This window comes from Marinomonas flavescens (assembly GCF_004352835.1).
In the GTDB taxonomy this organism is placed as follows: Bacteria; Pseudomonadota; Gammaproteobacteria; order Pseudomonadales; family Marinomonadaceae; genus Marinomonas; species Marinomonas flavescens.
Genome location: NZ_SJSB01000003.1, coordinates 273,202 through 294,285 on the forward strand (window position 1 = coordinate 273,202; position 21,084 = coordinate 294,285).

17 protein-coding genes are annotated in these 21,084 nt (G+C 44.3%); 14 read left to right on the forward strand and 3 right to left on the reverse strand.

Features of this window, described 5'->3' with window-relative positions:
• Nucleotides 1-100: 100 nt before the first annotated feature.
• The 5 genes from E0D70_RS05075 to E0D70_RS05095 all read left to right on the forward strand — a co-directional run bounded on the left by E0D70_RS05075 (nt 101) and on the right by E0D70_RS05095 (nt 6,512).
• A complete protein-coding gene (locus E0D70_RS05075; protein WP_133011192.1) occupies nt 101-1,468 on the forward strand; it encodes a DUF4856 domain-containing protein in 1,368 nt (455 codons plus the stop codon).
• 31 nt (nt 1,469-1,499) lie between these two features.
• Nucleotides 1,500-2,495 (forward strand): sterol desaturase family protein, encoded by a 996-nt coding sequence (locus E0D70_RS05080; protein WP_133011193.1) that lies wholly within the window; start codon nt 1,500-1,502, stop codon nt 2,493-2,495.
• Between the two features lie 107 nt (nt 2,496-2,602).
• On the forward strand, nt 2,603-3,667 hold the full coding sequence (locus E0D70_RS05085; protein WP_133011194.1) for a Fe(3+) ABC transporter substrate-binding protein: 1,065 nt from the start codon (nt 2,603-2,605) through the stop codon (nt 3,665-3,667).
• Nucleotides 3,668-3,733: 66 nt separating this feature from the next.
• Nucleotides 3,734-5,380 (forward strand): ABC transporter permease, encoded by a 1,647-nt coding sequence (locus E0D70_RS05090; protein ID WP_133011195.1) that lies wholly within the window; start codon nt 3,734-3,736, stop codon nt 5,378-5,380.
• A gap of 64 nt (nt 5,381-5,444) precedes the next feature.
• Nucleotides 5,445-6,512 (forward strand): ABC transporter ATP-binding protein, encoded by a 1,068-nt coding sequence (locus E0D70_RS05095; RefSeq protein ID WP_133011196.1) that lies wholly within the window; start codon nt 5,445-5,447, stop codon nt 6,510-6,512.
• 127 nt (nt 6,513-6,639) lie between these two features.
• On the opposite strand, the gene E0D70_RS05100 is transcribed toward E0D70_RS05095, so the two are convergent.
• Complete coding sequence (locus tag E0D70_RS05100; protein ID WP_133011197.1) at nt 6,640-7,149, reverse strand: YchJ family protein; 510 nt, start codon at nt 7,147-7,149, stop codon at nt 6,640-6,642.
• A gap of 79 nt (nt 7,150-7,228) precedes the next feature.
• Between E0D70_RS05100 and sbcB the strand changes: the two genes are divergently transcribed.
• The 3 genes from sbcB (at nt 7,229) to E0D70_RS05115 (ending at nt 10,668) form a co-directional block, all read left to right on the forward strand.
• Nucleotides 7,229-8,680 (forward strand): exodeoxyribonuclease I, encoded by a 1,452-nt coding sequence (gene sbcB / locus E0D70_RS05105; RefSeq protein WP_133011198.1) that lies wholly within the window; start codon nt 7,229-7,231, stop codon nt 8,678-8,680.
• Nucleotides 8,681-8,693: 13 nt separating this feature from the next.
• A complete protein-coding gene (locus E0D70_RS05110) occupies nt 8,694-9,731 on the forward strand; it encodes an AI-2E family transporter (RefSeq protein ID WP_133011199.1) in 1,038 nt (345 codons plus the stop codon).
• 232 nt (nt 9,732-9,963) lie between these two features.
• Complete coding sequence (locus tag E0D70_RS05115) at nt 9,964-10,668, forward strand: dienelactone hydrolase family protein (protein WP_133011200.1); 705 nt, start codon at nt 9,964-9,966, stop codon at nt 10,666-10,668.
• Between the two features lie 104 nt (nt 10,669-10,772).
• On the opposite strand, the gene E0D70_RS05120 is transcribed toward E0D70_RS05115, so the two are convergent.
• Nucleotides 10,773-11,879 carry an ABC transporter ATP-binding protein gene (locus E0D70_RS05120; protein WP_133011201.1) on the reverse strand — a complete coding sequence of 369 codons (1,107 nt, stop codon included), beginning with the start codon at nt 11,877-11,879 and terminating at the stop codon, nt 10,773-10,775.
• Nucleotides 11,880-11,889: 10 nt separating this feature from the next.
• Nucleotides 11,890-12,678, reverse strand: a complete 789-nt coding sequence (locus tag E0D70_RS05125; RefSeq protein ID WP_133011202.1) for an IclR family transcriptional regulator — start codon at nt 12,676-12,678, stop codon at nt 11,890-11,892.
• Between the two features lie 174 nt (nt 12,679-12,852).
• Here E0D70_RS05125 and E0D70_RS05130 point away from each other — a divergent pair, with 174 nt between their 5' ends.
• From E0D70_RS05130 to E0D70_RS05155, 6 genes are all read left to right on the forward strand, one after another.
• Nucleotides 12,853-13,728: a carbohydrate ABC transporter permease gene (locus tag E0D70_RS05130; protein WP_133011203.1), complete on the forward strand. Its 876-nt coding sequence runs from the start codon at nt 12,853-12,855 to the stop codon at nt 13,726-13,728.
• The gene (locus E0D70_RS05135) at nt 13,728-14,579 is read left to right on the forward strand and encodes a carbohydrate ABC transporter permease (RefSeq protein WP_133011204.1); all 852 of its coding nucleotides are present in this window, start codon (nt 13,728-13,730) and stop codon (nt 14,577-14,579) included. The genes E0D70_RS05130 and E0D70_RS05135 overlap by 1 nt, the downstream gene beginning before the upstream one ends.
• Before the next feature lie 3 nt (nt 14,580-14,582).
• A complete protein-coding gene (locus E0D70_RS05140; protein WP_133011205.1) occupies nt 14,583-16,724 on the forward strand; it encodes an alpha-galactosidase in 2,142 nt (713 codons plus the stop codon).
• A 155-nt stretch (nt 16,725-16,879) separates the two neighbouring features.
• Nucleotides 16,880-17,512 carry a 2-dehydro-3-deoxy-6-phosphogalactonate aldolase gene (locus E0D70_RS05145; protein WP_133011206.1) on the forward strand — a complete coding sequence of 211 codons (633 nt, stop codon included), beginning with the start codon at nt 16,880-16,882 and terminating at the stop codon, nt 17,510-17,512.
• 282 nt (nt 17,513-17,794) lie between these two features.
• Nucleotides 17,795-19,780 carry a beta-galactosidase gene (locus E0D70_RS05150; protein WP_133011207.1) on the forward strand — a complete coding sequence of 662 codons (1,986 nt, stop codon included), beginning with the start codon at nt 17,795-17,797 and terminating at the stop codon, nt 19,778-19,780.
• Nucleotides 19,781-19,823: 43 nt separating this feature from the next.
• A complete protein-coding gene (locus E0D70_RS05155; RefSeq protein WP_133011208.1) occupies nt 19,824-21,053 on the forward strand; it encodes an ABC transporter substrate-binding protein in 1,230 nt (409 codons plus the stop codon).
• Nucleotides 21,054-21,084 lie beyond the last annotated feature (31 nt).

The window sequence follows — 21,084 nt, forward strand, 5'->3', positions numbered from 1 at the left end:
AAAGAACAGTAATGATAACAAATCTCATTCAAATTTTATTTGAGTCTTATCATTACCCATTTTTGTTCTGATCTTTTTTGAATGTAACTAGGTAGCTTTTATGAAAAAAACAATACTTACGGTTCTTATTGGAGCGAGCGCACTGTCGGCTCATGCACAGACTTATGAGTTTCCAGTTTCTTTGCCAGATTATAAAGGCGATGCGACTTCATCGGTTTCTTATGGCGGTCAAATTGCTCGTCATGCATTGCACAACTCCCTTAAGAAGGCCTCTACAAGCGGTGATTTAGCTCTGATGGAGTCGTATTTTTCCAGCAAAGCAGAAGGCTTGAGTATTTTAGATCCTGTCAGTAAAAAAGGCTTCCCAATCAAGCAGTCAAGTATTGATGAGCTATCAAAAGGCAAAGATCTAATGTCAGGTGCTTATCCTGGCGTTATTACTGGTTGGCCGGGTAATTTAACGGGTCCAGAAGTGTTACAACAGATGGTTACGAACGCCGCCAACACAAAGGGCGGTTACGACCCTGTTAATGGTTATGATTACACACAGTTGATTTCTAAATTCACTATGGGTGCGGTGTTTTATAACAAGGCAGTGAACGGCTACCTTGACGAAAAACTCGAAGCGGATGTTAAGCCAAACGATAAGCCTTATAGCAAGGGCGCGGCTTATACCGGCAAAGAACACGTTTGGGATGAAGCGTTTGGTTACTTTGGTGCGCCAATAAATGGCTTGGAATTGACGCCAAAAGAAGTGGTTCAAATTGTAAAATTGAACCCTGAATACTTCGCAAAAGCGGATGTAAATAAAGACGGTGTGGTTGATCTGAAAACAGAAATGGCCTTTGCGCACGCATATTACGCTGCGAGTATTGACGCCAGCGGTAAGACAAATTATTTCCATACGATTTTGCAAGCCTTCTACGATGGTCGCAGCTTGATTCAAGACGCCAAAGGCAAAGCGCTTAGTGCCGCACAACGTGAAGAACTAAAAGGTTACGCGAACGTGATTGGTGTGGCTTGGCAACAAGTGATTGCTGAAGCGGCGTTTAAATACGCGGGCAGTGTGTACGCGGATTTGGAAAAAATCGCCATCATTGAAGAGTCTAACGGTGATGTGAAAAAAGCTTACCGTAGCTATGTAAAACATTGGGGTGAACTGAAAGGTTTTGCCTTGTCTCTTGAAGCAGCAGGTCGTGATCTAGGTCGTGCTCAATCACAATTGGATCGTTTGATTGGTTTTAGCCCAGTGTTGTTTGGCAACGCTCAAGTGATCGCGGTAAACAGCAAGGGGGCGTTTACTCAGTCTGAATCAATGACCATGCAAGAATACAAACTGAATATGCTGAAAGTACAGAATCTATTAGGCAGTCATTTTGCATTAACGGCGAAATTAAATGATCGCACGGGCGGCATGGACGATGTGTTAGAGCAACTAAAATCCGGCCCTAGCGCAGAAAACGATTAATCCGTTTTATGGCTAGCGACGTTTTATCATCATGATAATGGCCGATTATGGGGTTTGGTTAATCAACGAGCTGTCTTTGGCAGCGAGTGATTTGCTAAACCCTAGTAAAAGAGTGTCGATCTGGTATTTAGTATCGGCGCTCTTTTTTGCGTTTACTCTCTTTCTGTTTCGCTATGGAAAAAAGGGCATCGGACGCTTGAAAATGCTGTTTTCTTGGCGTCTCTGGTGGCACCCATCCGCACGGGTTGATTATGGTCTTTGGTTATGCAACCGGCTGATATTGTCGTTGGTGTTTCCCAAGGTGATTACCACCCTTGGGATAGTAACGTGGTTGATGTATCAATTACGTGAGCTAGGCTTATCGCCGTTGCCTGTCGCTCTGCCAGATTGGAGTGTCGTGGGGCTCTTTTCCTTGTGTTATTTTTTACTGGATGATTTTTCACGGTTTGGTTTGCACTGGTTAATGCATCGTTGGTCATGGTTGTGGGCTTTTCATCGTGTGCATCATAGTGCCGAGGTGTTAACCCCCTTTACCGTATTAAGAACGCATCCTGTTGAAGGTTTGCTGTTTTATGGCCGTTCTTTACTGGTTCAGGGCGCGTTAGTTGCATTGTTCGTTAGCGTATTTCCAGGCCAAGTCTCATTGTTGATGATAGGCGGCGTGTTTGTCGTTACTTATGTCTTTAATGTATGTGGTGCGAATTTGAGGCACTCTCCAGTACCGATAAGTTATGGCAAAACCATAGAGCGTTGGCTAATTTCACCGGCTCAGCATCAATTGCATCATTCGGTTGCTGTGGAACATTATGACTGTAATTTTGGGGTGGTGTTGTCCATCTGGGATCGATGGTTTCGATGCTTTCAATTCGGCAGTGACCAGCAAACATTGCGCTATGGTACCTTGTCTGCTCTCGACCAAGCTAGCGTGATAGGGCAATACGTATCGCCTTTTCAGAGTATAAAAATACGCGCGAAGAAAAAAACAGCGACGGCAACAGAATCAAGACAAGATAGTCCTCTCGCCTAAGGGTTATCTTGTCTTGATTGTGAATTACTGGTGATTGGTTTTCGATTCAATATCAATGGACGATGCCAATTATATTTTATTATTGCGAACAAATAAGAGAGTCAATTATGACGTTTCAATGGTCTGCACTTTCATCTTTCTCATCGCCAGCGCGCGCCTCTCATGTGGTGTTGGCCGCGTCGATTTTAGGCGCGTCAATGGCCGCTTCTGCTGCAGAAGAAGTGAATGTCTACTCGGCTCGAAAAGAAGCTTTAATCAAGCCTATGCTCGATCGTTTTACCACAGACACAGGCATTAACGTGAATTTGGTGACTGGCTCAGCGGATGCGCTACTACGTCGCTTGCAAGTTGAAGGCTCAGCAAGTCCAGCAGATGTGTTTATTACGGTGGACGCCGGTCGCTTATACCGAGCGAAGAAAGCGGGTGTCTTACAGCCGATTCAAGACGCTGAATTGGAAAGTACTATTCCTGCTAACTTGAAAGACAGCGACGACTACTGGTTTGGTCTGTCGCAGCGCGCGCGAGTGATTTTTTACAATCCGAAAAAAGTCGATGCCAGTGAGTTTTCAACCTATGAAGGGTTGGCCGATGCAAAGTGGAAGGGTCGTATTTGTGTACGTTCATCAAGTAATATTTATAATCAGTCGCTGGTAGCGTCGATGATTGATGCCGATGGTAAAGAAGCGACGTCAAAATGGCTAAAAGGTTTTGTTGCGAACTTCGCTCGACCACCGTTTGGTGGCGACACCGACTTACTTAAAGCCGTTGCGGCGGGTGTGTGTGACGTTACCTTAGCTAATACCTATTATTTTGGGCGTATGGGCAATAGCGACAAAGCGAAGGATCAAGCGGTGTTTAATTCGTTGGCCATTTTCTGGCCTAACCAAGCGCAAGGGCAGCGTGGCGCCCATGTTAATGTAAGTGGTGCTGGGGTGACGGCGTCCGCTGAACATAAAGAAAACGCAGTGAAGTTGATTCGTTTTTTAACGAGTCATGAAGCGCAAGAATGGTACGCAGAAGTGAACAATGAATACCCTGTGGTGAAAGGCATTGAGCCACCTAAAGTATTGCAAAATTTTGGCACTTTCAAAGCCGATTCATTGTCATTGAGTGTCTTGGGTGATAATAATCGCTTTGCGGTTGAATTGATGGATGAAGCAGGTTGGAAGTAGGATTCTTGTCTAAAACCTTGTCTTTTTGGGCTTTGTTTTGTTGGCACTCGATGTGGACGAATGAAAATGTCTAAGCAAAAAATAGCGCAGACACAGGCTCCTTTTGCTTGGTTAAAGTGGCTGACCATGGCGATTGCTGTGGTTCTTGCTTTGCCTGTGTTGGTGGTCGTGGCCAATGTGTTTGCGGGCAGTGACGGCGTATGGGCCCATTTATGGCGCACTGTGTTAGCGGATTATGTGAGTAATTCGTTGCTCTTAATGGTCGGTGTTGCTGTTGGTGTGCTGTTGATCGGGGTGCCTGTTGCGTGGCTAACCAGTGTCTGTCGCTTTCCCGGCTCGTCTTTTTTGAGCTGGGCGCTGCTGTTGCCGTTGGCTATGCCAGCTTACATCATTGCGTACACCTATACCGGTTTACTGGATTTTGCTGGCCCTGTTCAAGAGACCATTCGGGCCTTGAGTGGGCTGGGTTACGGTGAGTACTGGTTTTTTGAAATTCGCTCCTTAGGTGGGGCGGTGATCATGCTCAGTCTGGTGCTTTATCCTTACGTGTATTTGATGAGCCGAGCGGCCTTTCTAGAGCAGTCGGCGAATACATTAGAAGTGAGTCGAACGCTGGGCTATTCAAATCTCTCGGCGTTTTTTCGCTTGGCTTTGCCATTGGCACGTCCAGCGATTATCGCGGGCTTAACACTGGCGATGATGGAAGTGCTTGCCGATTACGGTACGGTGCAATATTTCGGTGTGGCTACTTTTACGACGGGCATCATGCGCACCTTTTACGGTTTTGGTGATCTTGCGGGGGCGTCACAATTAGCGGGCGTCTTGCTATTGTTCGTCTGTGTGCTGATTTTCACCGAACGATATTCTCGACGTAAATTACGCTATCACGCGTCGGGATTACGCAAAGCGAGTCAGAGGGAGCTGGTGTTGTCGGGTTGGCGCGGTGTGGTTGCGTGTGGATTTTGCTGCTTGCCGGTGCTATTTGGCTTCTTATTGCCTGCGGGAGTCTTGTTGTATTGGTCCCTATTTGAGGCTGAGCCTTTGACATGGGATTTTCTTCTACTGGCGTGGCACTCTTTTTACTTGGCCTTTTTGGCCGCTTTAATTGTCGTTGCATTGGCTTTGGTGTTGTCTTACGCATTGCGTTTGCATCCTAGTCGGAGTGTTTCCAGCGCAGTTGCCAGTGCTGGCGTTGGTTATGCGTTGCCTGGCACCATCATTGCGATTGGTGTAATTGTGCCGTTGGCTTGGCTGGATCATAGGTTGATCGAGGTGGTAAAAGAGGTCACCGGCGATAACATTGGTTTGCTGTTCTCTGGCACCATAGTTGCGTTATTGTTTGCCTATGCGGTGCGCTTTATGGCGGTGTCTTTAGGGGCGGTACAAAGTGGTCTCGGTAAGATTAAACCCAGCATGGACATGGCGGCGAGATCTTTAGGTTTGACGCCTCTGCAGGTGTTAAAACGCGTGCATTTTCCATTGCTTAAAGGGTCTGTACTGACGGCCTTGCTGATTGTTTTCGTCGATGTGTTAAAAGAGCTGCCTGCGACGTTAATTCTGCGGCCATTTAATTTTAATACCTTGGCGGTACGAGCGTTTGAATTGGCCTCGGATGAGCGTTTAGTCGACGCGGCTCCGGCATCGATAATGATCGTCTTAGTGGGATTGATCCCAGTCGTACTGCTTAATCGTTCAATATCAAAACATCATTAGGCCGCGTTTGGTGGCGTTATTTTTATAAAACCCGGTTAGCCACAGGGTCGATTCAGGAAACGTCATGAGTTCTTTTTCATCAAGTCAGGTACTGCAAGAGTTAACGGTTAGCGGATTGTCTGTCGGGTATCACGGGCAAGCGGTAGTGCATAATGTGTCGTTTGATTTAACCGCTGGCCAAATTGGCTGTCTATTGGGCCCAAGTGGTTGTGGTAAATCGACTTTGTTACGTGCCATTGCGGGTTTTGAGTCAGTTTTATCGGGTTCTATTTCATTGAATGGCGAGGTGATTTCCAGCGTTGACTATTGGCTGCCTCCAGAGCAACGTCAGATTGGCATGGTGTTTCAAGATATTGCGCTTTTTCCGCACCTTACCATAATGGAGAATATTGCATTCGGTCTTAAGGGCATGACTAAAAGTGCGACCAAAGCTCGAGTGGATGAGTTGCTGGAATTGATTGGTTTGGTGGGCTATGAAATGCGCTACCCACATTCATTGTCCGGTGGTCAGCAGCAAAGGGTGGCGTTGGCCAGAGCGATGGCGCCCAAGCCTAAGTTATTATTGATGGATGAGCCGTTTTCGGGTTTGGATGCCAAGTTGCGCGAAGAGTTGGTGCCAGACGTTCGCCAGATTCTAAAGCATGAAGGCATGAGCGCCATCTTGGTTACCCATGATCAAATGGAAGCGTTTGCCATGGCGGACGTTATCGCGGTGATGGAAGCGGGGGAAATTCATCAATATGGAACGCCATATCAGATCTATCATCGACCTGAAAGTCGCTTTACGGCACGATTCGTCGGCCAAGGGGATTTTCTGTCTGCGGTGGTGTGCGATTACCATTGTTTAGAGTCGGATCTGGGGCGCATTCGTGGGGTATTGAGCGATGAGCTCGCCATTGGTACTGAAGTGGACTTGTTAGTACGTCCAGACGATGTGATCCACGACGATGCCAGTGAGTTTAAAGGCTTGGTGATGAGTAAGTGGTTTCGCGGCTCGCACTTCTTGTATCGGGTGAAATTGTCGTCAGGTCTGGTGGTGTATTGCTTTGCGTCTTCTCATCATAATCACGCGATTGGCCAAGAAATTGGCATCAATATTGAACTCGATCATCTGGTGGTGTTCACCAAATAGCGGTTTTTAGTCAATAATGTCGTTAAATAAATAGCCTTTTTGCAGGTCAATCTTTGTTGTTGCCAACAAAAGAGCGGGCAAACTCTCATAGGGTTTGCCTGCTTTTCGAATTGTTCTTACCTGACACTTATCCGCAGCACTTTTTAAACTTCTTACCTGAGCCGCAAGAGCAAGGGTCATTACGGCCGACTTTATAGCTTTCTGCAGGGGCGATTTTTTGTGGGCTTGAGCTCACTTCATGGCGACCGGACACATAAAACCATTGGCCATTTATTTTGTTAAAGAGTGACTTTTCGCTCAACTCCCCTTGGTGTTTGCCTTCTGTAAAGCGGGCGCGAAAGGTGACACTGCCGGTGTCGTCCTCTGCTTGGCCTTGTTCGGTTTCCAAAATGTCTAATTGCGTCCATAACGTTGTGCTGTTTTCTTCTTTTATCGCTTGTGTGTCATCTTCACTGGTGTCGTTTTCGAGCTGCTGAGTACGTTGAATATAGTCTATGTCGTTGCGTGCAAACGCGCTAAAACGTGAGCGCATTAGGGCCTCAGCCGTTGGAGCTGAACCAGGGTTTTGATGGTAGACAGCGCAGCAGTTTTGGTAGTTCTTTTCAGTGCCGCAGGGGCAGGGTATTAGGTTTGCCATTGTTCGGCTCCTCGCATCGCCAAATCGTCATTAAGATGCGTATAATACGGGTTTCTTTCATGGCTAACAGGAATTATTTGTGAACTCATCGGGACCCACTTCATTTTTATGGTTTGATTTTGAAACCACTGGAACAGACCCCGCACGAGATAGGCCAATGCAGTTTGCGGGTATTCGCACCGATCTTGAATTTAATGTGATCGGCGAACCTATGATGTTTTATTGCCGCCTTCCAGACGATGTTTTACCGCAGCCAGAGGCGTGCTTGCTAACGGGTATTAGTCCGCAAGAAGCCAATCGAGAAGGGCTTTGCGAAGCGGAGTTTATGACGGCGATTGAAACTGAATTGTCATTACCCGGCACCTGTTCGTTGGGCTACAACAGCATTCGTTTTGATGATGAAGTGGTACGCCACGGTTTTTATCGTAACTTTATCGATCCGTATGCCCGTGAATGGCAAAATAATTGCTCGCGCTGGGACATTATTGATTTAGTGCGTATGACCTATGCTATGCGTCCAGAGGGCATTGAGTGGCCAACGGGTGACGACGGCCAGGTCTCGATGAAACTCGAAGCGCTGACCAAAGCCAATAACATTGCCCATGAACAAGCGCACGATGCCCTATCTGATGTCTACGGCACCATTGAAGTGGCTAAGCTAATCAAAACAACACACCCTAAATTGTTTGATTATTACTTGAAGATGCGTCAGAAACACGAGTTGCAACAGTTTATTGATCCGGTTCGGATGAAACCGTTTTTGCATGTTTCTGGCATGTTTGGTCAGGTGAAAAAATACAGCGCATTTGTGGCTCCGATCGCACCGCATCCAACCAATAAAAATGGTGTGATTGTGTTTGATTTAATGAGCGATGCGCAACCTTTGATTGATCTTAGTGTCGAGGAAATTCGACATCGGGTTTTTACTCGTCAAGATGAATTGGGCGACCTTCCACGCTTGCCATTAAAAGTAATTCACTACAATAAGGCGCCAGCGGTGGCACCAGCGACCTTTTTGAAAGACGAAAAAGTCGTGGCGCGTCTTGAATTGGATGGCGATGCCTGCCGTAAGAATCTTGCCTTGTTAAAGTCTTTCCCAGGCTTGGCTGAAAAAATCAGCAAGGTGTTTGTGCAAGAAGAACGCAGCATTCCTAAAGACCCAGATTTGATGTTGTATTCGGGCGGTTTCTTCTCGCGCGAAGACAAAGTTCGAATGGACACTATTCGAAGTACGCCGCCAGAGGCGTTAAGCGAACTCGAAATGTCATTTGATGATCGTCGTTTGCCGGAAATGTTGACGCGGTATATTGCGCGGAACTATCCCGAGCAGTTAACTGAGCCGCAGCGTGAGGAATGGGAAGAATACCGCACCTTTAAATTGCTGGACAAAGAAGGTGGAGGTTCGATTGAAATGCAGAGTTACTTTGAGCGTTTAAACGCTATTGCACAAACACCAGACTTGCCTCAGTCAAAACAAATCATGCTGCAAGATTTGTCAGACTACGCCCAAAGTATCTATCCAATAGAATAAATTAGGAGTTGAAATGAGCGAACAGCGTAGAGGAATACACTGGTTAGTTGGTCTGGCCGCTTTTGTGATCATCATCGCTGGATTGAAGGCAGCAACACAGATTGTGGTACCTTTTATGTTAGCGGTGTTTATCGCCATTGTTTGTGCCCCTTTAATGGCCAGCTTACGTCGTAGAAAAATACCAACATGGCTCTCTATTTTACTTGTGGTAGCGGTTGTTTTAGTTGGTGTTGCTGTTGTAGCGGTATTAGTTGGCTCGTCTTTGGACAATTTATCGAATCAGCTGCCAACCTATAAAGCGCGTTTTGGTGAAGAAATGTCGCATCTTTTTGCCCGTTTAAAGGATGTTGGTATTCATATTTCTTATGACAAAATAAAGGGGTATATAGATCCTTCATCGCTAATGCAATTGGTGGCTAAGGCGTTAAGTGGTTTGGGCAGTGCGTTGACTAATTTTGTGTTGGTTATCATGACCGTTGTGTTCATTTTGTTTGAGGCGGTTGAATTGCCTAAAAAACTGTCTCTTGCTTTGACTGATGCCACTCAGTCTTTAGAGCATTTTCGATCTTTTATTAATTCGGTGAATCGTTATCTGGTTATTAAAACTTCTGTGAGTTTGCTAACGGGTGTGGTGATCACGCTCTGGTTATGGATTCTGGGCGTAGACTTTCCGATTTTATGGGGTGTGTGTGCGTTTCTACTGAATTTCGTACCCAACATTGGTTCTATTATTGCGGCAGTACCGGCGGTCTTGTTGGCATTTGTACAGCTAGGGCCGCTTTCTGCCGGACTAACCGCGTTGGGTTTTGTGGTAGTCAATTTGTTTGTCGGCAATGTGATCGAGCCTCGCTATATGGGTAAAGGGCTGGGGCTTTCTACCTTAGTTGTTTTCCTCTCTTTGTTATTGTGGGGTTGGGTTTTTGGGCCGGTAGGCATGCTGCTTTCTATTCCACTTACTATTATTGTAAAGCTGGCGTTAGAAGCGAATCCTCGTATGAAATGGCTGGCCGTTATGATTGACTCCAGCAGTAATCAAAAGTTAGATGACTAATCTCTTAATGCAAGTGATCGCAATGTGCTAATTGGTAGAATGTGCTAATTATTAGAGTGTGCTCTTAAGCAAAAGAAAGGGGTTATATTCTGGCTAAATAAGCAAAAAAGGCGACATTGTCAAAAGTCGGTCTCACAGCGTTGATTTTGAATTGCTTGGCTAGATACACTCAGGTCACAGAATTCACACCGCCGCCCATCGCGGCGGTATTTTAAGGTTAGGAGACATAGTAATGAGCGACAATTTTCAATCTCTTTTTATCGACAATGTGAACCGTAAGCATTACCAAGTGGACTCATCTGTCGCTGATAGTAAGCCTATCCATGTGGTCATTTGGCCAACTTTTTCGGGGTTGTCAGAGTTTGAAAAATCCATAGCTGACAAAGTTGCCTCGTTTGGTTATTCAGCTACCGCCGTCGATTTGTATGGTTCAGATCGTATATTGGAGAGTGTGGAAGAGAAGTTATCCCTAATGGGTGTATTACTTGAAAATGCAGAATCGCTTCATGGTTTGCAGCGTTCTTTAACCGAGCAGTCAACGGCCAATATCAGTGATAAAACGGTCGTTCATATCGGCTTTTGTTTAGGTGGGCGTTTGGCATTAGAGGCCGGTCTACATTTTAAAAATACTGTGGGTGCGGTGAGTTTTCATGGTTTGATGAGTTTTAATCGAGCGGCAGAAAATCAAGTTAATCGTGATTTAAAAATCATGGTGTTAAATGGCTATGATGACCGTTCTGTCACTGATGAGAATGCCTTGGCTGCAAAGCAGTACTGGGCAGGATTAGGGATAGATTTTCAGTTCATTGATTTTGGCAATACAATGCATTCTTTTATGTTGCCTAGTGCCAATAATCCAGAACATGGCAGCATGTATAACCCAATTGTTGCGGAACGTGGCTACCGTTATTTACAAGGCTTTCTGAACGAACTCTGATCAAGCTTTGTTGCTGTGTAGTGTATCTAATAAGGCGATTTAAACAAAAATGCCCTTAATTAATTAAGGGCATTTTTGTTTCACTATTACAAAATTGTAATGTCTTATTCACGGACAGGAACAGGGCGGTTAACTAATGCTTCCCCTTTGCTGTTAAATAAGTAGCAGTCTTTTTTGTTGACGCCAACCGTTACGAGTTCACCATTTTTAGTCAGATTTTGACCACTCGCTTCTATGGTGAGTTTGTGTCCTTTGTAATGGCCATATAAGAAGGTAGTGCCACCTAGATGCTCGGCTACGTCTACTTTCACATCAAGAGAGAAGTCGACATCTTCTGTTGTTTCTTTTACGTGCTCTGGGCGAAGGCCAAGAGTAACGCTTACATTAACGCTTACTTTTGATGTGTCGACTGTCAATTGTATTGTTTGTCCTGCTACATCAATCGTGGCAAGACTTTTCTCGTCAATTTCAAGAACCTTGGCGTCTAAAAAGTTCATTCTGGGAGAACCGATGAAACCAGCAACAAACTCATTCGCAGGATTATGGTAAAGCTCCAACGGTGATCCAACTTGCTCAACGTTACCGGCACGAAGCACGACGATTTTGTCTGCTAGTGTCATCGCTTCAACTTGGTCATGAGTTACATACACCATTGAGGATTTCAAGCGATTATGAAGCTGAGCGATCTGAATCCGCATATCCACACGAAGTTCTGCATCTAGATTCGATAATGGTTCATCAAATAGGAAGACTTCCGGTTGACGGACAATAGCACGACCAATGGCCACACGTTGGCGCTGTCCACCTGAGAGTTGTTTTGGTTTGCGGTCTAACAAACTCTCTAACTGAAGGATGCTGGCAGCATTAGCAACTTGTTTTTTGATTTTTTCTGGATCAACGCCCGTCATTCGTAAGCCAAAACTCATATTCTCTTCAACTGTCATGTGCGGGTAAAGAGCATACGACTGGAATACCATGGCAACGCCGCGATCCGCAGGCGCCACATCATTCATGTTCTGGCCATTAATTTCTAGGGTGCCGTCTGTAATGTCTTCTAAACCTGCAATCAAACGTAGCAATGTTGATTTACCACAGCCAGATGGACCAACGAAAACAACAAACTCGCCGTCCTCCAAATCTAGGTTAACGCCATGTATTGTTTCAACCTCATTGAAGCGCTTGATGACGTTTTTTAATTTTATTGTTGCCATGAACTTATTCCTAATGCTTATCGGAGGCGATGGCCCCCATTCGTGTGGAGACTTCCAAGCAAGCTTCTTTAACTAAGCTTTGAAAGTGTTGAAAACGCGCCTCATCAACTCGAAACTTCGGAGCTGTTATGCTGAGTGCTGCGATGGGTTCATTTAAGTGATTAAAAATAACAGAAGCCGCACACTGGATGCCTTCTTCGTGTTCTTCTAAATCTAAAGAGATTTTAGTTTCTCGGATTGTTAGTAGCTCTGCTCTCAATGCTTCTGCGTTTGTTATGGTGGTTGGTGTGTGACGGATAAATGATTGCTCATTGATGGCTTCTTCAAGCTGCTCTTCTGTTAAAAAGGCCATTATCGCTTTTCCAAGGCCGGTACAATAACCTGGACCCTTCCTGCCAACCGCTGAAAACAAGCGTAAACTTTTCTGGCTTTCAAGTTTATCAATATAGATCACATCGCCACGATCTAGAACAGCAAGATGAACAGTTTCTCCCGTATTATTCCATAGATATCTTATTTGATCAGCCGCTACATCTCTGACATCCATACGTGACCAAGCATTATGAGCAAGCTCTAATAAGCCATATCCTGGGTGGTATGATTGGGTGCTGCTATCAAAACGTAGTAAACCTTTTGAAACCAGAGATAATAGAATGCGGTGAACGGTTGCTTTTGGAAGTTGTGCCTTTTCAACAATTTCTGCAAAGCGTAATGGAGTGCTTGCTTTGCATACTTCTTGGAGCAAACTTAAGGCTTTATCCAATGAGGAGCCTCCGCTTTTTTGCTCCAACTTTGTCATTTTTTTCTCCAAAAATAATTTTGTATTATGGTTATATGTGTTTTTGGTACTAAGTTCCACATTTTTTTCAATATCTGTTGCAAAAACTAAGACTCTATTCCATTATTTTATCAGGTGAGTTGTCTGTCAAGTATGACAACCCGTATTTTAATAAGAATAAGAGGTGGGTTAGCCATGCAGAAAATGCATAGCAAACAGCAACAATGGATGCCGTTTTTGTTTCTTGCCCCGGCAGTCATTTTGTTTTCGGTCTACGTTATCTTCCCTATTGCTCAAAGTATCTGGTTAAGTTTCTTTGAGTGGGACGGACTTGGCGCAAAAACCTTTGTAGGTTTTGGTAATTACATTGAATTGTTCAGTGATGGGCAATTTTGGACAGCATTAGTTAATAACATTTATTGGTTAATATTTTTTATGCTAGCGCCGCCTATTGGCTTGATGCTGGCGTTATTTTTGAATCAGAAAGTGATGGGGATTCGTTTTGTTAAAGCGATGTTCTTTTTCCCTTTTGTAATATCTCAAGTCGTTGTTGGTCTTGTATTTTCTTGGTTTTACGATCCAAGTTTTGGTTTGTTTAACAAAGCAATTGAGCTATTTGGTTTTCAACCAATCGCTGTCTTATCTGATGAGAACTGGGTCACGTTCGGCATTATCGTTGCTGGCTTATGGCCACAAATCGCCTACTGCATGATTTTGTATCTCACAGGCTTAAATAACCTTAGTCCTGACCAAATTGAAGCCGCTCGATTAGACGGAGCGCATGGCTGGAAAATGCTACGTCATGTGATTCTTCCTCAGTTAAAACCAGCTACTTTTATTGCCATCGTAGTCACCGTAATAGGGGCTCTTCGAAGTTTCGATTTGGTTGCCACTATGACAGCTGGTGGACCATTTGGTAGCTCTAGCGTGCTGGCTTACTTCATGTATGAACAATCTATCTTCAATTATCGTGCGGGTTACGGTGCAGCTATTGCCACTATCCTGTTCTTGATTATGGATATTTATATTGCCTATTTCCTATGGCGTATGCTGAAGAGTGAGAAAGCCTAATGTTTCCTACACCTATAGAAAAAAAGTCTTTACCTTTTAACATCAGTTATCGAGTGGCCATCTGGATTGCTTTGATTTTGTGGTTGTTGCCTTTGATTGCCGTGTTACTGACCTCTGCACGATCTACGGCGGATTTAAATGCGGGTAATTACTGGGGCATACCTACTCAGTGGATGTTCATACAGAACTATACGGAAGTGTTTACTAAAACGCCGATGCTGCGTTACTTGTTAAACTCGTTAATTATTACCGTGCCTGCGGTTATCGGCGCGGTTGCGCTATCGACACTTGCTGGATACGCACTAGCGAAATTTAAATTTAGGGGTCGTATAGGGTTGTTTGCGGCATTTATTGCCGGCAACTTTGTACCTTTTCAGATTTTAATGATTCCAGTGCGAAACCTCACTATCGATATGGGGTTGTATGATACCGCTAGTGGTTTGATTCTCTTTCATATTGCCTTCCAAACAGGGTTTTGTACTTTGTTTATGCGTAACTTCATTATTGGCTTACCAGATGAGTTGATCGAAGCGGCGCGTGTAGAGGGTGTGAGTGAATGGCAAATATTCCGTCATATCGTATTACCTTTGGTTAGACCTGCTTTAGCCGCCTTATCAGTATTGATTTTCACCTTTATCTGGAATGATTATTTTTGGGCATTAGTCTTGGTACAAAGTGATGATGTGCGACCTATCACGGCTGGTATCAGTGCATTGAAGGGTCAGTGGATGGCATCTTGGCAATTAATTTCAGCGGGTTCTATTATCGCTGCGCTGCCTCCTGTTGTTTTATTCTTCGCAATGCAACGTCACTTTATTGCTGGTTTAACGTTAGGTGCTACAAAGGGATAAAAAATGGACGACATTTTAAATGCGGAACTGTACCGACAGGATCAAGATGGCAAAACGTTAGTAATTGCTTGCCCTTTTGAAGGTGCGCCTGAGTTGGTATATTTTGGTCAAGCTTTACCTGATGACACGCATTTAAAAAGTTTATACCTGTCACAGCAGCAAGCCATACCACAAGCTTATATGGACAAGCCCGTTTGTATGAGTTTGATCCCCGAAGCGGGACGTGGTTGGTTGCAGTCACCCGGTGTTGAAGCTAGCGCGGTAGACCGACCAGCTTGGGCAATGTGTTGGTCATTGAAGGCCGTTCATCAACTTGAATTTGGCTTTGATATTGAGCTAGAAGACACAGTAGCGCAGTTATCAGTGTGCTTATCAATTGGTTTGACAGGTTCTGGTCTATTGCGTCAGCAGTTGGCATTAACCAATGATGGCCAATTGGATATCACACTTCATCGCCTTGCTTGCACTTTGCCAATGCCTTGTCATTTCACTCAAATGATGAGTTTCTATGGACGCTGGTGCCAAGAATTCCAGCAACAATCCAGTGATTGGCAATCAACATGGTTACAAGAAAATCGTCACGGGCGAAATTCTCATGCCAATTTCCCTAGCGTCATTCTTGGGGAAAAGGGATTTACTGAGCAACAAGGTGAATTGATCGGAGCGCATTTGGCATGGAGTGGTAATCATCGCTTAAAAGCCGATTATACCCTTGAAGGCCATCGTTACCTGCAAGCCGAAGCGTTATATTTACCTGATGAAATCATACTTAATTCAGCTCAATCCATCGCGACACCAGAGCTATTTGCTAGTCACAGTTGCTCTGGCCTGAATCTCATGAGCCAGGCGTTCCATAAAGAAGCGCGTCAATACTTAGCACTCACTAAGCCACGTCCTGTACATATCAATACTTGGGAAGCCTTTTATTTTGATCATGATGTTGATCGTTTAAAAGCACTGGCAGATGCCGCCTCACAAGTAGGTGTAGAGCGATATATTCTAGATGATGGTTGGTTCCGCAATCGTAATAATGACAAGGCGGCACTGGGGGATTGGTTTGTTGAGCCGGCAAAATACCCCGAGGGGTTACTGCCACTTATTCATCATGTTAAGACATTAGGGATGGAGTTTGGTTTATGGTTTGAGCCAGAAATGGTTAATCCCGATTCAGACCTTTTTCGAGCGCATCCAGAATGGGCGTTACAGTTACCGCAATACGATGCGGCCTTAGCTCGTCATCAACTGGTTTTGAATTTGGCTGAACCAGATGCCTATGCTTATATTCGTGAACGCTTGTTTAGTCTGTTAACAGAGTATCCCATTGACTATATTAAATGGGATATGAATCGAGATTATACTCAACCCAGTGGTGCGATTGCACCGCAGGCTTATGAACAAGTAATGGCTTTGTACCGCTTACTTGGTGAATTAAATACCGCATTTCCCGCATTAGAAATCGAAAGCTGCTCTTCTGGGGGCGCGCGCGTTGACTTTGGTATTTTAAAATTCACAAAACGTTTTTGGGCGTCTGATTGCAACGATGCATTAGAGCGTCAAAGTATTCAGCGTGGTTTTAGTTATTTCTTTCCGCCGGAAGTGATGGGATCGCATATCGGTCCAGATCAAAGTCATACTACAAGCCGAATCCACAATGTCGCATTTCGTGCCGGTACCGCTTTATTGGGGCATTTGGGCATTGAGTGGAACTTGCTGGATGCGAATGCTCAGCAGAAAGAGACCATTGCTCGTTGGATTTTACACTACAAAAATCATCGTTCAATTTTGCATACTGGTCGCAACTGGCGATTGCCTAGTGCTGATGGTCGCGCACAGACTCAATGGGCGCTAAGTCAGGATGGCATGGCAGGCATATTGGTTTACAGTCAGCTTGCGATGCCGAAACAAGCACAAACATTGCCAATTCGTTTGCCCGGACTTATCCCGCAGCAGCGCTATCGAATTACCGTATTAGAACACAGTCCACTGCCAGGGCATTTGATGAAATCCCTCCCTGAATGGTGGAAAAACAATCTTATTTTAAACGGTGCGACCTTAGGTCAACTGGGTTTGCAATTGCCTATTTTGGACCCGGAATCCTTACTATTGCTTTCGATTCGTGCCGTATCGAATTGGGAGCCAACCTAAAAAATTCAGTCATCGGTATCGAATAGCATTGTCTTTTCACAATGTCCGTACTCAATCATTAGAAGCGAGTGAGGCAAGTATTCGAGGTCTAAAGCGCTTGGCTAGTCAGTCTTTACCAAGCTGCATACAAAAAAACAATAGAGAGGAATGACAGAATGAAATCTTTCAACGAATTAATGACCGAGTTTCCAATGGTGGCCATTATGCGAGGCATTCAGCCTAGTGAAGTGGTTGCACACACTCAAGTCTTAATCGACGCAGGATTTAGATTAATTGAGGTGCCTCTTAATTCACCCGATGCGTTTACGAGCATTCGTTTATTACAAAAGACGTTTGGTGACCAAGCGCTTATTGGGGCTGGTACCGTTTTGACCATGCCTCAATTGACTGAGCTTGTTGCTACTGGCGCAAAGTTAATGGTGTGTCCACATACCGATGTAGAACTGATTAAAGCAGCCAAAGTTGCTGGTTTGTATGCTATGCCAGGTTTTTTCACAGCGAGTGAAGCGTTCGCTGCTTTGCATGCTGGTGCAGATGCGGTGAAGCTTTTTCCAGCAGAAGCATTGCCTAGTATTAATGTTATTAAAGCATTAGGGGCTGTGATTCCTGCTCAAGCTTGGTTGTGTCCTGTCGGCGGTGTGACACCAAATAATGTTAAAGAGTATTTGGACACAGGTGCTAGGGGATTCGGTTTAGGGTCTGCTTTGTATAAAAAAGGACAAGAGGTAGCGGTTACTAAAGCCAATGCAGAGTCCTTTATGGCGGCTTGGAAAAAATATCAGGCATAATATGCGACCAAATTGGTCGTTTGAGACATCAAAATAGCGTTGAATACGATCATTAGATGTTGCCTAAAAAAGTGTCTTCTGTATCTTCTACTTTAGAAATATCTTTTTCAAAACCAACAAGTTGTGTTTTTGATTGAGTGGATAGAGAGTCCCTTTTTTATTGCGCTGGCCAGTGTTGATACAACTGAAGAGCAATTAGCTCAACAGCATTGACTGGTCATGTTATAGCCGTTGAACTAATTGTGACTGGCCTATTAAGCCAGTCATGTGCAGGAGCCTAGAATGAAGTTAGGTGTTTGTTATTATCCAGAACATTGGCCGAAAAGTCGTTGGCAGCAAGACGCTAAAGAGATGCGAGAGATTGGCATTGAATATGTGCGAATTGGCGAATTTAGCTGGAGTACGATTGAGCCACAACCCGGTGAGTTACATTGGGAATGGTTGGATGAGTCATTGGATACGCTATATGCTCAAGGGCTAAAAGTTATTTTAGGGACACCGACGGCAACGCCGCCTAAATGGTTGGTTGATCGTCACCCATCCATGTTAGCAAAGGATGAGCTGGGTCGTGTTCGTCACTTTGGTTCACGCCGCCATTATACTTTTGCAAGCCTTGAATATCGTGAAGAGTGCCATCGGATTGTCACCTTAATGGCTAAACGTTATGGTCAGCACCCAGCGGTTGCTTCGTGGCAGACTGATAATGAATATGGTTGCCATGATACGATTTTGAGCTATGCCAAAGCAGACTTAATGGCTTTTCGTATTTGGCTAAAAGACAAATATACCACCATTGATGCATTAAATGCGGCTTGGGGGAATGTCTTTTGGAGTATGGATTATTGTTCGTTTGATGAAGTCGATTTGCCTAACCTGACAGTGACAGAAGCTAATCCATCTCATCGTTTAGATTTCCAGCGTTGCTGTTCAGATCAAGTGGTCGCGTTTAATAAATTACAAGCAGATATTCTTCGTCAGTATTCAAAAGAGCGCGATTTAGTTCATAACTACATGGGCTTTTTTACTGCGTTTGATCACCATAAAGTGGGCCAAGACTTAGACGTAGCGAGTTGGGACACTTATCCATTAGGCTTTTTGGATCAAGAAGACATCTATACACCAGAAGAAAAGCAGACTTATTTACGAGTTGGTCACCCAGATTTTGGCGCTTTTCACCATGATTTATATCGAGGTTGTGGCAAAGGGCGCTTGTGGATCATGGAGCAGCAACCGGGACCTGTAAATTGGGCACCACATAATCCAACGCCAGCGGATGGTGCTGTACGTTTATGGACGTGGGAGGCTTTTTCGCATGGTGCTGAACTTGTCTCATATTTCCGTTGGCGTCAGGCTCCGTTTGGGCAAGAGCAAATGCACACTGGTTTGTTGCGCCCTAATGGACAGAAAGCTGAAGCGGCAAAAGAAGCGGCGCAGGTAGCTCAAGAGGTTCGGGAATTGTCTCAAGTCATGGGGCTAGATGCAGATGATTTGATGGCTTTACCAGAATCTGGCAAGGTCGCGTTGATGTTTGATTATGACGCATGCTGGTCGCTGGATATTCAGCCTCAATCACGAGCATATAGCTATATGAGCTGGTGTTATCGTTTATACGAAGCATTACGTGAGATAGGCTTGTCCATCAATATTGTGTCGGCTGATGCGCCACTTGATACTTACGAAATGTTAATACTACCCGCTCAAGCGCATATTTCTAGCGATCTTCAAAAACGGCTAGACGACTATAAGGGCGTGCTTTTAGCTGGCCCGCGTACCGGCAGTAAAACGGACAGCTATCAAATTCCTGAAAATTTAGCACCAGGCCCGTTAGCGACATTACTACCTTTGTCGGTTGAGCGAGTTGATGCATTACCAAAGCATACCCAGCCTGCGGTATCGGGTTATTGGGGTGAGGGTAAATTACATACTTGGCATGAGCAAATTGCCACCGACTTACCCTGTCTGTTAAAAGACAATGCAGGTAATCCTGTTTTGGTGGGTGACAATAAACGCTTTTACCTTGGCTCTTGCCTTGATAAACCTTTGTTAAAAGCGTGCCTTGTGAAATTATCAGAAAAGGCTGGATTGGCAACGGAATACTTGCCATCTGGTGTACGAATTCGTGAACGAGGTAAATTAATTTTTGCCTTTAATTACGGACTACAAGCAGCGTATTATCATCCTGATAATGCTCAGCTTATAATTGGTGCTGATACTTTACCATCAGCAGGTTTGGCTATTTGGCAGAGAGACACTGCTGATAGCAAGTGATTGCTGTTACTTTCGTCAATAAAAAGAAAAAGGGAACTATCAAATGAAAAAAATATCACATTTACTTATTGGGGCATTTGCTTTTGCAGCGGTTTCGTTCGCTCAAGCCAGTACCTTGGTGATCAACTCAGATCAAGCGGATCCGGCGCCTAAAAAAGCGTTTCAAGAAGTGATTCAAAAATTTGAGGCCGAAAACCCTGATATCAAAGTGAAATATAACCTATATGATAAAGAAGGTTATAAAACAGCCATTCGTAACTGGTTGGCAACAAGTCCTCCAGATGTTGTATTTTGGTATGCGGGTAACCGCATGAAAACGTTTGTTGATCGCGGCATGTTTGAAGATGTGAGTGATATTTGGAAAAAAGAAGATCTGAAAAAATTAATGCCTTCTGCTACTGCGGCGATGACGATTAAAGGCAAACAGTACGGTATACCGTATACTTATTACCAATGGGGCCTTTATTATCGTAAGGATATTTTTGCCAAATTAGACCTAAAAGTTCCAAAAACTTGGGATGAGTTTTTAGCTGTAAACGCTAAGTTAAAAGCGAATGGTGTAACACCTATTACGATAGGGACTAAGTACTTATGGCCTGCGGCAGGTTGGTTTGATTACTTAGATCTACGTGTGAATGGCTTGAAATTTCATATGGACCTAATGGACGGCAAAGTGGCTTACACTGATCCACGAGTTCGTAAGGTATTTCAATACTGGGACGAGTTGGTTAAACCTGGTTACTTCTTGAAAAACCACGCGTCTTATTCATGGCAAGAAGCGCAACCTTTCTTGTATAACGGTAAGGCTGCTATGTACTTAATTGGTAACTTTATCACGCCTAATTTCCCGAAAGAATTAGATGGAAAAATTGGTTTCTTCCAATTCCCTATTATCAATTCTAAAGTACCAGTGGCTGAAGATGCACCAATGGATACTGTTCATATTCCAACACGAGCTAAAAACAAAAAAGACGCGCGTAAATTCCTAGCGTTTATGGCACGAGCTGATAATCAGACTTTGGTTAATGCGGCGTTATTGCAAATACCAACAAATATAGACGCTCATGCTCCAGATAATGTGTTCCTAAATGATGGTGTGAAAATGCTTAAAGCTGCTTCTGGTACATCGCAGTTTTACGATCGAGACACATCGCCTACTATGGCTCGTGAAGGCATGAAAGGTTTCCAAGAGTTTATGGTGAAACCTGATCGTTTAGACGCTATTTTGAAACGCCTAGAAGGCGTGAGAAAACGCTCTTTTGATGTGAAATAATTGTTATTGGTTAGAAATGTTTAGAATCATA